The sequence below is a fragment of the Parathalassolituus penaei genome (assembly GCF_026626885.1).
GTDB classification, from domain to species: Bacteria; Pseudomonadota; Gammaproteobacteria; order Pseudomonadales; family Oceanobacteraceae; genus Oceanobacter; species Oceanobacter penaei.
In genome coordinates this window covers 18,472-32,458 of sequence record NZ_JAPNOA010000022.1, presented here as the reverse complement: position 1 = coordinate 32,458, position 13,987 = coordinate 18,472, and the positions used below count along the sequence as shown (strand labels likewise).

Below are 13,987 nucleotides of genomic sequence, written 5' to 3'. Positions count from 1 at the left end.
TCTGCCAGTGGCGGCTTGTTCCGGTGAATCACCGGACACTTTTTCGAACCTCTGACTCTTCAGGGGTTCCTGCTTTTTTGTATTGACCATTTTCATCTGAATCAGGGTCCCCCAATGACTCAAACCTTGTCTCTTCAACAGCTGGAACAGCGCGACAACTTCGTTGGTCGCCACATTGCCTCGGACGGTACCGGCATCAACAACGACGAAGCCCGCGCCATGCTGGCCACCGTCGGTGCCGAATCTCTGGATGCGCTGACCGCCGAAATCGTGCCGGCCGACATCCTGCGTGAACCATTCCTGGCTATTCCGCCAAGCCGTACCGAGTTCGAAGCCCTCGGCTACCTGCGCTCTCTGGCTACCCAGAACAAGGTCTTCAAGAGCTACATTGGTCTGGGTTACCACGACACCATCATCCCGCCGGTAATCCTGCGTAACGTGATGGAAAACCCGGGCTGGTACACCGCCTACACCCCATACCAGCCAGAAATCGCCCAGGGCCGTCTGGAATCCCTGCTGAACTACCAGCAGATGGTCATCGACATGACCGGTATGGAACTGGCCAACGCCTCCCTGCTGGACGAAGGTACTGCCGCGGCAGAAGCCATGGCCATGGCCAAACGTTCCGTTAAAAAGAACAAATCCAACTGCTTCTACGTCGATGAAAACTGCCTGCCGCAGACCATCGACGTGGTAAAAACCCGCGCCGAAGCCTTCGGTTGGGACGTGCAGGTAGGCCCGGCTGACGAAGCCGCCAACGCCGACGTATTCGGCGCCCTGTTCCAGTACCCAGGCAAAAACGGTGACGTGCGTGATTTCTCAGCCGTGATCGAAGCCCTGCACGCCAAAGACGCTCTGGCCGCCGTTGCCACCGACCTGATGGCACTGGTTGCTATCAAGTCTCCAGGTGAAATGGGTGCCGACATCGTTCTGGGTAACGCCCAGCACTTCGGTGTACCAATGGGCTTTGGTGGTCCACACGCTGCGTTCTTCGCGACCCGTGATGCCTACAAGCGCAACATTCCTGGCCGTATTATCGGTGTATCCATCGACGCCCAGGGCAAACAGGCCCTGCGTATGGCGCTGCAAACCCGTGAGCAGCACATCCGTCGTGAGAAAGCCAACTCCAACATCTGTACCGCTCAGGTACTGCTGGCCAACCTGTCTGCTTTCTACGCGGTATACCACGGCCCGATTGGTCTGAAGACCATCGCTGCCCGTATCCACCGTCTGGCCGACATCCTGGCCGCTGGCCTGCAAGCCAAGGGCGTTGCCCTGGTGAACAGCAGCTGGTTCGACACCCTGACCATCAGTGTTGCTGACCGTGCCGCCGTTCTGGCTCGCGCCGTTGCCGCCGAAGTCAACCTGCGTGACGACCGTGACCTCGGCCTGGGTGCCGACACCCTGGGTATCAGCCTGAGCGAAAAAACCTCGGCTGCCGACGTACAACAGCTGTTCGACGTCATCCTCGGTGCCGGTCACGGCCTCGACGTATACGCACTGGACGCTGAGCTGGTTGCCAGGGGTTCGGCCTCCATTCCAGCCGAACTGGCACGTACCTCGGCCTTCCTGACTCACCCGACCTTCAACCGCTACCACACAGAACACGCCATGCTGCGTTATCTGAAGCGTCTGGAGAGCAAGGACCTGGCCATGAACCACAGCATGATCACGCTGGGTTCCTGCACCATGAAACTGAACGCCACCACCGAGATGATCCCGGTGACCTGGCCAGAATTCGGCAACCTGCACCCGTTCGCTCCGGCTGACCAGACCGTTGGTTACCAGAAGATGATCGGCGAGCTGGACAGCTACCTGCGTGCCGTTACCGGTTTCGACGCCATCTGTATGCAACCGAACTCCGGTGCCCAGGGCGAATACGCTGGCCTGCTGGCCATCAAGAAGTACCACGAATCCCGTGGTGAAGGTCACCGCAACGTCTGCCTGATCCCACGTTCTGCCCACGGCACCAACCCGGCATCCGCCATGATGGCGTCCATGCGCGTTGTGGTAACCGACTGTGACGAACAGGGTAACGTTGACTTCGCCGACCTCAAGAAGAAAGCCGAAGAAGTGGCTGATCAGCTGTCATGCCTGATGCTGACCTACCCGTCTACTCACGGTATCTACGAGCAAGGCGTACGTGAAATCTGCGATCTGGTGCACTCACTGGGCGGTCAGGTTTACATGGACGGCGCCAACCTCAACGCCCAGGTGGGTCTGACCCAGCCAGCGTTTATCGGTGCTGACGTCTCCCACATGAACCTGCACAAAACCTTCGCCATCCCACACGGCGGCGGCGGCCCAGGCATGGGCCCAATCGGTGTACGTTCACACCTGGCTCCGTTTATCGCCAACCACGCCGTGCGCCCGATTGACGATGCCTCCAAAGGCAACGGCGCGGTATCCGCGGCTCAATACGGCTCTGCCAGCATCCTGCCAATCAGCTGGATGTACATCAGCCTGATGGGCGGCAACGGCCTGCGTCTGGCCACCCAGAACGCACTGTTGAAAGCCAACTACCTGGCCAAACGTCTGGGCGAACACTACCCGATCCTGTACAGCGGTCAGAATGGTCGAGTGGCTCACGAATGTATCGTTGACCTGCGCCCACTGAAAGCCGCTTCCGGTATCACCGAAGTGGACATCGCCAAGCGCCTGATGGACTACGGTTTCCACGCCCCAACCATGTCGTTCCCGGTAGCGGGCACCTTCATGATTGAACCGACCGAATCCGAATCCAAAGCCGAAATCGACCGCTTTGCTGACGCCATGATCAGCATCAAGGCCGAAATCGACGCCGTGATCCGTGGTGAACTGGATGCCGAAAACAACCCGCTGAAAAACGCCCCGCACACCGCGGAAGTGGTAACCGGCGACTGGAACCGTCCATACAGCCGTCAGCAGGCCGCCTACCCGGTTAAAGAACTGGGCGCACACAAGTTCTGGCCATCCGTAGGTCGTATCGACGACGTATACGGCGACCGCAACCTGATCTGCTCCTGCCCAGGTATTGAAAACTACGAGGATTAATCCTTAGCTGGTTCGATGTACCAGAACAACAAAGCCCGCAAATGCGGGCTTTGTTGTTTTTGGAGTTCTCGTTCCCACGCTCCGCGTGGGAAGGCAGCGGATTCCGCCAAGGCTACCACGCAGGAGCGTGGGAGCCAGTTGGCTATAAACGGCTTACCCAGCACGCAGGCTTACTATCATTCCCACGCTCCCGCGTGGGAATGTAGCGGATTCAGCCAAGGCTATCACGAGCGAATGCTGGAGCCAGCTGCCGGGCGGTATTCGGTTGGAAATCCGACTATCCGCCAAGGCTACCACGCAGGAGCGTGGGAGCCAGAACAGAACACCGCTACGCAAACAGCTCAGATGCGGTAACCGATAGCGCCGATGTACTCGTCGTAGTAGAAGGTCTGGCTGGCCTTGTCGCCGTAGGCGCTGGTCAGTACGTCATCCATATCGGCATATCCGAATTTGCCCGTGAAGCGCACGAACAATCCGCGCCAGAGGTTGGCTTCGATGCCGACCTTAACGAGGGTGCTGTGCCCGGCCACATGCCACTCGTCGTTACGCTCACCATTCATTAAACGCACGTTGCTCTTGGGGTACAGAATCCCGGCGCCCGCACCGGCAAACAGGGCTATGTCCTGAGTGCCGCTGAAATGCCAGACCGGCAGGAAATACTCGGTTTCCAGCGAGATCTGGTTGAAGCCGTCGGTATGTTCGTAGGTCAGAAAATCATCGGTCAACTGCTGTTGCTGCGGTGCAGGGTCGGTGTTCTCGTATCCGGCACGGTTGTTGGTGCCGGTCATGGTGACGGTCTGATTCTGATCCATCACGTATTTCATGTGGTCCCAACCCAGTGAAATCGACCAGTTGTCGGCGAGAAAATATCCCACCCGCCAGTTGTACTGGGGAATGGTCAGCCGACCGGGGTTGAGGTAGCTGTGAAAAATCTGGGCGAAGCTAAAGGGTGTCTGACGATCACTGGCACTGACGTTGTGCAGGGTGAAATCGTAGTCGTCACCATAGAAGTGGATGTCGGAATCGGAATAGGTAGCGTTGTTCCAGCCCCAGTATCCGTACCACTGACCCTGTTGCCGCAGGTTATTGCTGGCCTGGGTGTTGGCCGCCAGAGGCAGGAGGAGGATCAGAAACAGGCGGGCGGGCGTAAAGAAACTCATGTTTGGCTCATTTTGTGTTACTAATAGAATGGAAAATGAGATTATCAGCAAACAAAAAACTCAATAGACCCTGTTTTTGGAAAAGTAATTACATCACCCTCCTGATGAACAATGGCGCTGCGCCAACCAGGCGGTGCACTTTCAGAAAATGCTCAAACCGGACCAGAACAACAACAACAGCGGACGGAGACCCGGCATGAACAGCGCATGGGCAAGCCTTGGCGCTTTCACCCTTACGCTCTCGTGCATACTCACTACCTTTGCGCTCGTTTCCACGCTCCCGAGGCTTTGAATGTAATCGCTTCTCTCGCGTGGGAATGTCGCGACCAGCCGCCACTCATAGAATACCTGTCACTTCCACTACCTCCGCTTCCTGCCATCCAGCTGAATTACCCTGCACGTCTGGCATGTATGTTCTACGCTTTTGGGGTATTCCCTGCAGAAGATGACCCGTTATGTTTTTTACCCGACACGCGGCTTCCAAACAGCCCAACGATGCGGCCCAGACTCATTTGCAGTCGGTGGTGAATGCCTTGCACCAGGCGATGATGGTAGTGGAGTTCACGCCAGACGGGGTGATCACCAATGCCAATCCGTTGTTTCTGCAGTTGATGGGCTATAGCCTTGAGCAAATTCGCGGCCAGCATCACCGCATGTTCTGCCCGCCAGAGGTGGCGTCGAGTCAGGAATTCCGCGACAACTGGGCGCGGGTGAGTCAGGGCGGATCTGTGGCCGGGCGTTTTATGCACCTGAAGCAGGATGGCTCGCAGGTGTGGCTGGAGGCCAGTTTTAACCCACTAAAAAACAGTGATGGCCGGATCACCGGCAGTATTGCGTTTTTTACCGATGTGACCCGCACCGAGATGCGCACGCGCCAGAGCCGTGCCCGCATGGATGCGATCAATCGTTCATCAGCGGTCATCGAATTCAGCCCGGATGGCGTTGTGCGGGAGGTTAACGACCTTTTCCTGAAAACCCTGAACTACGAACGCAAAGAAGTTATAGGCCAGCATCACCGTATATTCTGCCCATCCAGCTTTGTACAAAGCCGTCAGTATGAGGACTTCTGGAACTCGCTGCGTTCTGGCAAGTATCAGTCAGGGCGTTTTGAACGGATAGATCATCAGGGCAATCCGGTGTGGCTGGAAGCCACCTACAATCCGATCCTCGACGCTAATGGCAGGGTCGAAAAGATTATCAAGATTGCATCCGATATTACTCAGCGGGTGAAGGAAAACCAGGCCCGCAACCAGCGCGCGGTTTCGGCTTATGATATCGCTACCAAAACCGAACAAACCGCTATCGCAGGAACTGACATCATCCAGAAAGCCGCTCAGGAGATGGAGCTGGTCGCCAATACCATCACCACCACCGCTGCGTCACTTTCAGAACTGAGTCACCAGTCAGAAGCCATTACTCATATCGTGAACACTATTCGTGGAATCGCAGATCAAACCAACCTGTTGGCACTGAACGCGGCGATTGAAGCAGCACGAGCCGGTGAGCAAGGGCGCGGTTTTGCGGTGGTGGCCGATGAGGTTCGGCAACTGGCCAGCCGTACCAGCCACTCCACGCAGGAAATCACCCAGATGATCGACAAGATTCAGAGTGGCACCCGTTCGTCGATGGACTCCATGTCCCACTGTGAGGCCCAGGCTCAGACCGGGGTCGAGCTGGCGCAACGTGCCGGAGATGCGATTGTGGAAATCCGCGAAGGGGTGCGGCAGGCAGTAGAAGCAGTATCGGTGTTTGTGGAAAAACTCGAGCAGCGTTAACGCGCTGCGCTTGATCATCAACAAGCGCTGCTCTCTACTATCACACGCGCTGCTCTTGATCATCAACAAGCGCTGCTCTCGACCAGCCCTGCCACTACCAACAAGCCCTGCCAGAAATAATAACACCCGGTTCTTCACCAGAACCGGGCGTTTTTTATGGCGGTGAAGTCAAGCGTTGTCAGTTCACCTCGACCAGCTCGCCGATAAATTGCAGGAAGGATTCTGTCTCGTTGCGCTGCAAGCCCAGGTACAGCTTGCCACCTTCCGACTTGATCATGGTGACCGAGGCGTTATCCAGCAGGCCGGATTTCCATTCGGTCATGCGAGTATCCCCCGCCGCCGCGATCGCCAGTTGATAGGTGGTGCTGTTATCACCACCAGCGCGATACAGAATCAGTTTGCCGTTATGCATGGCGACGGTATCTGTCCCAACTGTGTCCCAGTTCAACGGGCCATTGCCGCCCACATCGACCAGCATCCGCTGCACCAGCTCACCGTTATCCAGCTGCAACACTCGAATCTGCCAGTCGTTAGTCGAGGTATGTAATCCCAACAACAGATAAGGACGATCAGGATCGGTACTGTCGATACGGATCTTCACTGACACTGGCAACGGGTCAGCCCCCGCAAACGGGCTTGGAACCCAGGCCAGATTATCCATGTTGTCGCTTTCAGCGATCAGGCTATAGGCACCATTTTCAAAACGGAACAGCCCGGCGCGACCGCTGTAAGTAGTGTTGGCATCAGCGGTGCCGGTGGGCCAGACAAATGCCGACAACACCGAGCCGTTATCGGGCGCGTGGTCACAGCTAACCGTCGGCAAGGCATACGCTTCACTGTAGGTATACCAGGTCGGGTCGGAGATCAGCGTGCCCAGCGTGAGGGTCTGATACTGACGGGTTCCGGCGGTTTCATTCACCGGGCCGTCCGCAGCGATCGGACCAACGACCCAGGACGCACCACCACCGCTGGCCCAGCCCGGACGAAACGCCACGATGCTGCAACCAAAGCCGTAGTCCACGTCGCCCACCGGCCATAGCAAGTCACTACTGGAACCGGAGTAATAACCCCCGGTGACCGAACCCTGCAGGGAACCACCGGCATCCGGCACAATCCGGCGGCTGTAGTGATACACCGAATCAATGGTCCAGCCCTGCACCAGATACGGCGTATTGCCATCCCACAGGGTTCGATCCAGCGTGACTGAACTGAGTACCGTTTGTGAATAAACGGTGCGAATACCACCCAACATAAAGCCGTCCACGGCATCCAGATCCATGCTGGTCTGAACGGTTTCCGGTGTTTTTACGCGGAAGACCATACCCGCCGGTTTGCTATCGGAAGTGCCACGTTTGTGCAGATAACGCGCCCACACCTGGCCATCACGCCGCCAGACATCCTGAAACACTCCGATCGGGGTGTAGTTCGGAGTGATATTGGGGTCGTTGGAATGCACACGGGTGATCAGCGTGGCGTTGTAAGGAGCAAGTTGTGCCTGGCGTTCACTCAGTGAGCTGCCATCCCAGCTGGCGCTGGTATTAGAACCACCACTACCAGTTCCGCCGCCGGAACCACCACCGCCACAGGCGGTTAACCCGGCAGCCACCCATACGGCTATCAAACGAATATTCATGATCATTCCCTGTGCTGTCTTGTGGGTGTCTGCTACACGCAGACATCCCCCCTACAATGACATTCACACAGGAGAGGGCCATCCCGCGTTTGCGGGATGGACGCCAATGCCTCAGTTCGCTTTGGCTTCGTATTTCTCAATCAAGGTCTGAGCTTTCTGATACAGGCGAGTGCCGTCTTTGCCTTCTTTATCCATGTCGGCAATCCACTGATCGGTTACCGGCTGCATGGTCTGGCGCCAGCGTGCCACTTCGGCTTCCGGCAAGGTATTAAAGATCGTCCCACTGTCGACCATGGTCTGGCGGTTACGCACATCGGCGTCGTCCCACACCTGACCAATCCAGCCTGCCGTCTCGATACCGGAGTTATTGTCGATCACCTTTTTCAGGTCATCCGGCAGTTTGTTGTAGCTGTCCTTGTTCATCACAAATACAAAGAACTGGGTATACAGGCCCGGTTTGGTCAGGATTTCAGTGGAGTAACGGGTCAACTCGTGGATCTTTAACGGCGTTACCGCTTCATAGGCCAGCAAGGCCGAGTCCACTACCCCTTTCGACAGAGACGACGGCAAGGTCGGCAACGGCAGGAAGATGGGTGAAGCGCCGGCGAGTTTTAATGCCTCGGCCATCTGCTTGTTGGGCGCGCGTACTTTCACGCCTTTCAGGTCTTCAAGACGGGTAACCGGTTTATCACGCATCAGAATGGCACCGGCATGATGGGTATGCAGCGCCAGCAAATGAACCTCGGACAGCTCGTCCTGCATTTCCTGCTCGGCAAATTCCTGCAAAGCCATACTGCTGGAGCGGCCAGACGTCGCCATAAACGGCAGTTCAAATACCCCCGCCTTCGGGAAACGCCCCGGCGTATAACCCCCCACGGTCCAGACAATATCAACCACTCCCTGGCGCGCCTGATCAAACAGCTGCGACGGGTTCCCCCCCAGCTGCATGGATGGATAAATATCAATCTTGATACGGCCGTCAGACTCCTTCATCACCTTCTGCGCCCAGGGCTCCAGAAAGCGACTGTGAGCGTTCGACATAGGTGGCGACATGTGATGCAACTTGAGTGTGACTTCCGGTTCTGCGGCAAACACTGACGATGCCACACCCAGCGACAGGGTGACGGTGACGGCCTTGAACAGCGCCGACAGACGAGGTGCAAGACCTGTGATTTTTTCTGTTTTCATACCTTTGCCTTCTTATAGTTATTGGGTCTGGTTGATGACACTTATTGTTATTCCGGCACTGACATCAGCCGTACCGGGTTGCGCTGGCCGTCAGCAGAGTGCTGACGGTAAATTCAAAATCCTCCGTTCTCCGTTGCTGGTGAAACAAACCCATGGGGGGCCGTCATCACTGCGCGTTTTGTAACGCCAGCACAGCAATCCCGGTGGTCATCGGGGCGTAATAGAAGCGATGCACCTCTTCGACGTTGTCCGCCATCGCACCCCGCATCACCAGCCACATAATGACCTCGCCCCCCTCAGCGCCAGCGGCCAGCATCAGGTCACGTGTTGAGGTATCCGCCAGCTGTTCCGGCTCGGTCTGGATGCGTTGCAGCCACTGCTGATCCCACTCTTCATTAATAAAGCCGAAACGTTCGCCATTAAGCTGGTGCGACAGACCACCGGTGCCAACAATGGCGACCCGCAAATCTTCCGGCCAGCTGTCGATCGCCCGTTTCAGGGCTTGCCCGAGCTTGTAACAACGACGAGCGGTGGGAATCGGATGCTGAATCACATTCACCAGCAGCGGCACCACCTGCAGCGGCCAACCGGTATCGCTGTGGTCCCACAGCAATGGCATGGCGGTGAGGAAACCATGATCGAGAGCCATTTCCTGGCAGAGGGTCATATCGAATTCGTCGGCCAGCAGGCAGTTGGCCAGATGACGGGAAAACGCGGCGTTCCCCTGAAATTCCGGCAATGGCCGTTTGCCATAACCTTCGTCAGCCACCTGATAAGAATCGGCAACGCCCAAAGCAAAGGTCGGGTAACGATCAAGGAAAAACTCGGTGCCGTGGTCGTTGTAAACCAGAATTACCACGTCGGCTTTTACGTCGTCCTGCAGCCAGCGTTTGACCGGTTCATAACCTTCAAACAACGGCTGCCAGGCCGGGTCGGTCTGTTTGTTCTGATCGTAGGCACGACCAATGGATGGCACATGGGATGAGCCAATACCGGCAACAATTCTGGCCATTACACCGCTCCCGGAACGTGGCGGGTTTGCATAAAGCTCTCGTAGCTTTCACCACGCATATCGGCACCAATCTGGTACAAGCCGTAACCCAGCGTTGCTGCCAGCTTCAGGAAGAAAAACAGGTTGCCGCCGAGTTGGGTCAGCTGCAGCCAGTCACGATCACGAATCGCCTGTTTCTGCTCTTCGGTTAATCCGTAACGGGCCATATAGGCTTCACTGTCGGCCAGAAACTCATCCCGGCTGGCCTGGCTTTTTAACGAGTTGCACATTTTGTTAATGGCATATCCCTGCTGCGACAATACCAGATCGAAGACATAGGTTCCCGGGATATCCCAATGGATATCCGTTGTAATGGTCGACATGTTGTTATTCTCTCGAAGGTGTTGAGGGCTATTTCAGAGCCATTACCTGTTACATAACAAACCGCGCTTTGCGTTCGGCGATCAGCCAGCGGCCGTTCTGACAGACACAATGATCTTCAAACTCGCCGACTTTCAGCGCTGGCGCGCTACTGGAATCCGCATCCGACAGGTCTTTGGCGTACAGCTGCACATAGCTGTAGACGGTGCTCGATGTCACCGAGTGAATATCGACACGCATATTGGTGCAGATATGGCGGGTCATTCGCGAAGCCGGACGGCTTTCGTAGGCATCCAGAATGGCAGCCGGGCCACGCAGCGGCTCACTCTGCCCCGGACGGTAAAGCAGCCCGTCGGCACTGAAACAGTCGGCAAAATCCCGATAGATCTGCTGATCGACCGCATGTACGGCATCCAGAACCAGACGGATACAGGCGCCTTCAATATCCGTACGAAGGGGTTGGGTGATATTCATAAAATGCCTCTTGTTATTGTTGTTGTGAGGAGCGTTTTAGGGAGTGCTTACAGAACCGTTTTATTGCAGTCGGTTTCCACAAAACGTTTATGAGTGCTTTTGCAGCCACTGCAGCAGCGCCTGATTAACCGCTTGCGGTTGCTCCATGGTGCTCATATGGCCGCTGTTTTCGATTACCGCCAGCTCGGCGTTAGCCACCAGCGCGGCCATATCCTGATGCCGAGCCAACGGGCTCCAGCTATCGTCGCGACCACAGATCAGCAAGGTCGGGCAACTCAGCTGCTGTAACACCGGCGTTGCATCGGGGCGATTCAGCAACGCACGAATCTGGGCAGCAAAAATGGTGGGCGTCTTGCGCTCCAGCATCACCAGAATCGACTCGATAAAGTCCGGCTGCTGCAGGCGGGCCGGATGCACCATGCCCTGCACCCAGCGTTCACCCACGGCGCGCATACCACGGCTGCGCGCCAGTTCCAGCAAGGCCATACGCCCGGCTTTTTCCTGCTCACCGGCCTCGCCTTCGGCACGCGCCTGATAACCGCTATCAAGCAACACCAGATGACTGACACGCTGTGGCGCCTGACGCACCACGTCGAGCGCAATTCGCCCGCCCATGGAATGGCCAACCAGCACAAACCGTTCCGGACAGGTGTCCAGTACATGGCGCGCCATGGCTTCGATGGAGTCCAGTTCGCCATAACTGACGATGTGACAGGAGTAGTCCGGGAGCGCCGCCTGTTGTTCGGTCCATACCGCACCGTCACACAACAAACCGGGGAGAAAAACGACATTAGCGGTCATACCAGGCTCCGTTTCTGATCGTTATTGTTGGAGTACCAAACAATGTCTGGTGGTCTGGCTTTTTATACTATCTAATCCCTTTTACATTCAAAAACGCTTAATCGAGCGCTCTGTAATCGCGATCTGGAAAAAATAAAACCATCAAAAGCGAGCCGATCATGGACACTCTGACCAACCTCAAAACCTTTCTGGCGGTATCCAGCCATGGCAATTTCACCTCGGCGGCGCGCAGTCTGCATGTGGTGCCATCGGTGGTGGCGAAGCGTATTGCCCAGCTGGAAAGCACTCTTGGCAATCGCCTGTTCGACCGCACCACCCGCACGCTGGAACTGACCGACGCTGGCCAGCGTTTGTTGCCCTCGGCGCGTCAGTGCCTGACCGAGTTCGAAGGGCTGTTACAGCAGGCCGCCATGGACGACAGCAAACTCGAAGGGCATCTGCGACTGATGTTGCCCACCACCATCTCCATGGCCGCGCTTTCGCGTTCTGTCACCCGCTTTATGGCCCAGCACCCGCGTATTACGGTAGAAACCCTGATGAGTGATCGCTCGGTGAGCCCGCTGGAGGAAAACATTGACGTGATGATCAGTGGCCGCCTGGCTCATTATGATGGTGTGGTGCAGGTGCCGCTGGCGCCGACGCTGGTTGGCCTGTTTGCCGCGCCGGAATACCTCGAACAATACGGCCGCCCGGAGCACCCGTCACAACTGGTGGATCACAGTTGTCTGGTATTCAGCCCACAGGGCAAAACCTGGGCGTTTGAATCCTCCAAAGGCCCGGTGTATGTCGACGTGCAACCACGTCTGAGTTCTGACGATAACTACACTCTGTGTGTCGGCGCAGAACAGTCGTTAGGTTTGGCCATTCTGCCGGGCTATATCGCCCGCGACGGTGTTCAGAGCGGACGTCTGGTGAAAGTGATGACAGCCTACCCACCACAGGATCGCTGGTATCGCGCGCATATCCCCAAACGTAATGAAAACCTCGCGCGGGTAACGGCCCTGTGCAAATGGCTGCGCCAGGATATCGAAGCGCTGAATAGTGGGCTTTCACCATCTCCCGCAGGTAAGCAATTCTGATGTTGATCTGGACTGTCCCACTCTGCCGTGGTTAGATTACGACCATGAACACCGTTAACCCTACTTCTATTGCTACTTCTCGCCAGCTGCGCCGACGCGTTCCGTGCAGCTGCCGTCGTTCGTCTATCTGAACCCATCCGGCAGCCACTGTTTGTGCTGCCGCCCGACATTACCGCTGCATTTGCAAACCTGTGGTTGCCCTTTTTTCTCCAAGGTCTTTACAGGAACTGTTCAAATGCACACTCCACAAACTCTCAGCCCCAATCCCCTGTGCCCAGCCATCATGCCGGTTGCCAAACGGCCGGATATTGTTTTCAGCCACGGAGAAGGCAGCTGGTTGATCGACCAGAACAACCAGCGTTATCTCGACTTTGTGCAGGGATGGGCCGTTAACACTCTGGGCCATGGCCATCCGGCCATTGTCGAAGCCATCCGGCAACAGGCCGGACTGCTGATCAATCCAAGCCCGGCGTTTTACAACCAGCCGATGCTGGATCTGGCCGCACAACTGACCGCCAGCTGCGATCTCGATCAGGTATTTTTTGCCAACAGCGGTGCCGAAGCCAACGAAGGTGCCATCAAGCTGGCGCGCAAATGGGGCAGCCTGCACAAACAGGGAGCCTGGAAAATCATTACCTTCGAACACGGCTTTCACGGCCGCACCCTGACCACCATGTCAGCCTCTGGCAAAACCGGTTGGGACGCCCTGTTCGCGCCCAAAACGCCGGGGTTTACCAAGGTGCCTTACAACAACATTGACGCCGTAGCGGCCGCCATTGATACCGAAACGGTGGCCATTATGCTGGAACCGATTCAGGGCGAAGCCGGGGTGATTCCGGCCACAACAGCGTTTTTGCAACAGTTGCGGGCGCTGGCCGATGAACATCAGTTGTTGCTGATTCTCGACGAAGTACAAACCGGTATGGGCCGGACTGGCAAACTCTTCTGCCACCAACACGCCGGTGTAGTGCCAGACATCATGACCCTCGGTAAAGGCATTGGTGGCGGAGTCCCCTTGTCTGCACTACTGTGCCGGAAATCGGTCAGCTGCTTTGCGCCAGGCGATCAGGGCGGTACCTACAATGGCAATCCGTTAATGTGTGCAGTCGGTTTGGCGGTATTAAACAAGCTGCAAACGCCAGGCTTCCTGCAACAGGTGGAAACCACCGGCCAGTATCTGCGGCAGCAATTGCAGCAGCTTTCAGCCCGTTTCCAGCTCGGCGAAGTGCGGGGCCATGGTTTGCTGCTGGCACTCAATACCGGAACCATCAACGCAGCTGAACTGGCAGAAAACGCTCGGATACAGGGGTTGTTGATTAACGCTCCACGGCCCGATTGTTTGCGGTTTATGCCAGCACTCAACGTTAGCCACGATGAGATTGACCAGATGCTGACCATCCTCGAAACGCTTCTGGGCTATTGACAACCCTTGAGCGCCATTAACCGCCAGTGCTCGCGCTGATCACTGGCTG

Annotated in this window: 11 protein-coding genes and 1 pseudogene; 5 read left to right on the top strand and 7 right to left on the bottom strand. The window is 56.6% G+C overall.

The genetic code is table 11. From position 1 onward, the window contains the following. Positions 1 to 114 precede the first annotated feature (114 nt). On the top strand, positions 115 to 3,033 hold the full coding sequence (gene gcvP / locus OUO13_RS07885) for an aminomethyl-transferring glycine dehydrogenase (protein ID WP_283173325.1): 2,919 nt from the start codon (positions 115 to 117) through the stop codon (positions 3,031 to 3,033). 341 nt (positions 3,034 to 3,374) lie between these two features. On the opposite strand, the gene OUO13_RS07880 is transcribed toward gcvP, so the two are convergent. Beyond that, complete coding sequence (locus tag OUO13_RS07880) at positions 3,375 to 4,193, bottom strand: hypothetical protein (protein WP_283173324.1); 819 nt, start codon at positions 4,191 to 4,193, stop codon at positions 3,375 to 3,377. A 455-nt stretch (positions 4,194 to 4,648) separates the two neighbouring features. Between OUO13_RS07880 and OUO13_RS20050 the strand changes: the two are divergent. Beyond that, positions 4,649 to 5,425 (top strand): annotated as a pseudogene (locus OUO13_RS20050) (PAS domain-containing protein); the annotation flags it as partial. 108 nt (positions 5,426 to 5,533) lie between these two features. Further along, the gene (locus tag OUO13_RS20045) at positions 5,534 to 5,968 is read left to right on the top strand and encodes a methyl-accepting chemotaxis protein (protein ID WP_428982325.1); all 435 of its coding nucleotides are present in this window, start codon (positions 5,534 to 5,536) and stop codon (positions 5,966 to 5,968) included. A 178-nt stretch (positions 5,969 to 6,146) separates the two neighbouring features. Here OUO13_RS20045 and OUO13_RS07870 read toward each other — a convergent pair whose 3' ends face one another. The 6 genes from OUO13_RS07870 to OUO13_RS07845 form a co-directional block, all read right to left on the bottom strand. Then, complete coding sequence (locus OUO13_RS07870; protein WP_283173322.1) at positions 6,147 to 7,601, bottom strand: hypothetical protein; 1,455 nt, start codon at positions 7,599 to 7,601, stop codon at positions 6,147 to 6,149. Positions 7,602 to 7,712: 111 nt separating this feature from the next. Then, positions 7,713 to 8,789, bottom strand: a complete 1,077-nt coding sequence (locus OUO13_RS07865; protein ID WP_283173321.1) for a TRAP transporter substrate-binding protein — start codon at positions 8,787 to 8,789, stop codon at positions 7,713 to 7,715. A 166-nt stretch (positions 8,790 to 8,955) separates the two neighbouring features. Continuing rightward, positions 8,956 to 9,801: a class III extradiol dioxygenase family protein gene (locus OUO13_RS07860; protein WP_283173320.1), complete on the bottom strand. Its 846-nt coding sequence runs from the start codon at positions 9,799 to 9,801 to the stop codon at positions 8,956 to 8,958. After that, positions 9,801 to 10,163, bottom strand: coding sequence for a protocatechuate 3,4-dioxygenase (locus tag OUO13_RS07855; protein WP_283173319.1), 363 nt, complete (start codon positions 10,161 to 10,163; stop codon positions 9,801 to 9,803). The genes OUO13_RS07860 and OUO13_RS07855 overlap by 1 nt, the downstream gene beginning before the upstream one ends. Before the next feature lie 49 nt (positions 10,164 to 10,212). After that, positions 10,213 to 10,635: a nuclear transport factor 2 family protein gene (locus OUO13_RS07850; protein ID WP_283173318.1), complete on the bottom strand. Its 423-nt coding sequence runs from the start codon at positions 10,633 to 10,635 to the stop codon at positions 10,213 to 10,215. A gap of 87 nt (positions 10,636 to 10,722) precedes the next feature. Further along, positions 10,723 to 11,436 (bottom strand): alpha/beta fold hydrolase, encoded by a 714-nt coding sequence (locus OUO13_RS07845; RefSeq protein WP_283173317.1) that lies wholly within the window; start codon positions 11,434 to 11,436, stop codon positions 10,723 to 10,725. Between the two features lie 158 nt (positions 11,437 to 11,594). Between OUO13_RS07845 and OUO13_RS07840 the strand changes: the two genes are divergently transcribed. Together OUO13_RS07840 and OUO13_RS07835 are read left to right on the top strand one after the other, a co-directional pair. After that, on the top strand, positions 11,595 to 12,515 hold the full coding sequence (locus tag OUO13_RS07840; protein ID WP_283173316.1) for a LysR family transcriptional regulator: 921 nt from the start codon (positions 11,595 to 11,597) through the stop codon (positions 12,513 to 12,515). Between the two features lie 235 nt (positions 12,516 to 12,750). Beyond that, positions 12,751 to 13,938 (top strand): acetylornithine transaminase, encoded by a 1,188-nt coding sequence (locus OUO13_RS07835; RefSeq protein WP_283173315.1) that lies wholly within the window; start codon positions 12,751 to 12,753, stop codon positions 13,936 to 13,938. Positions 13,939 to 13,987 lie beyond the last annotated feature (49 nt).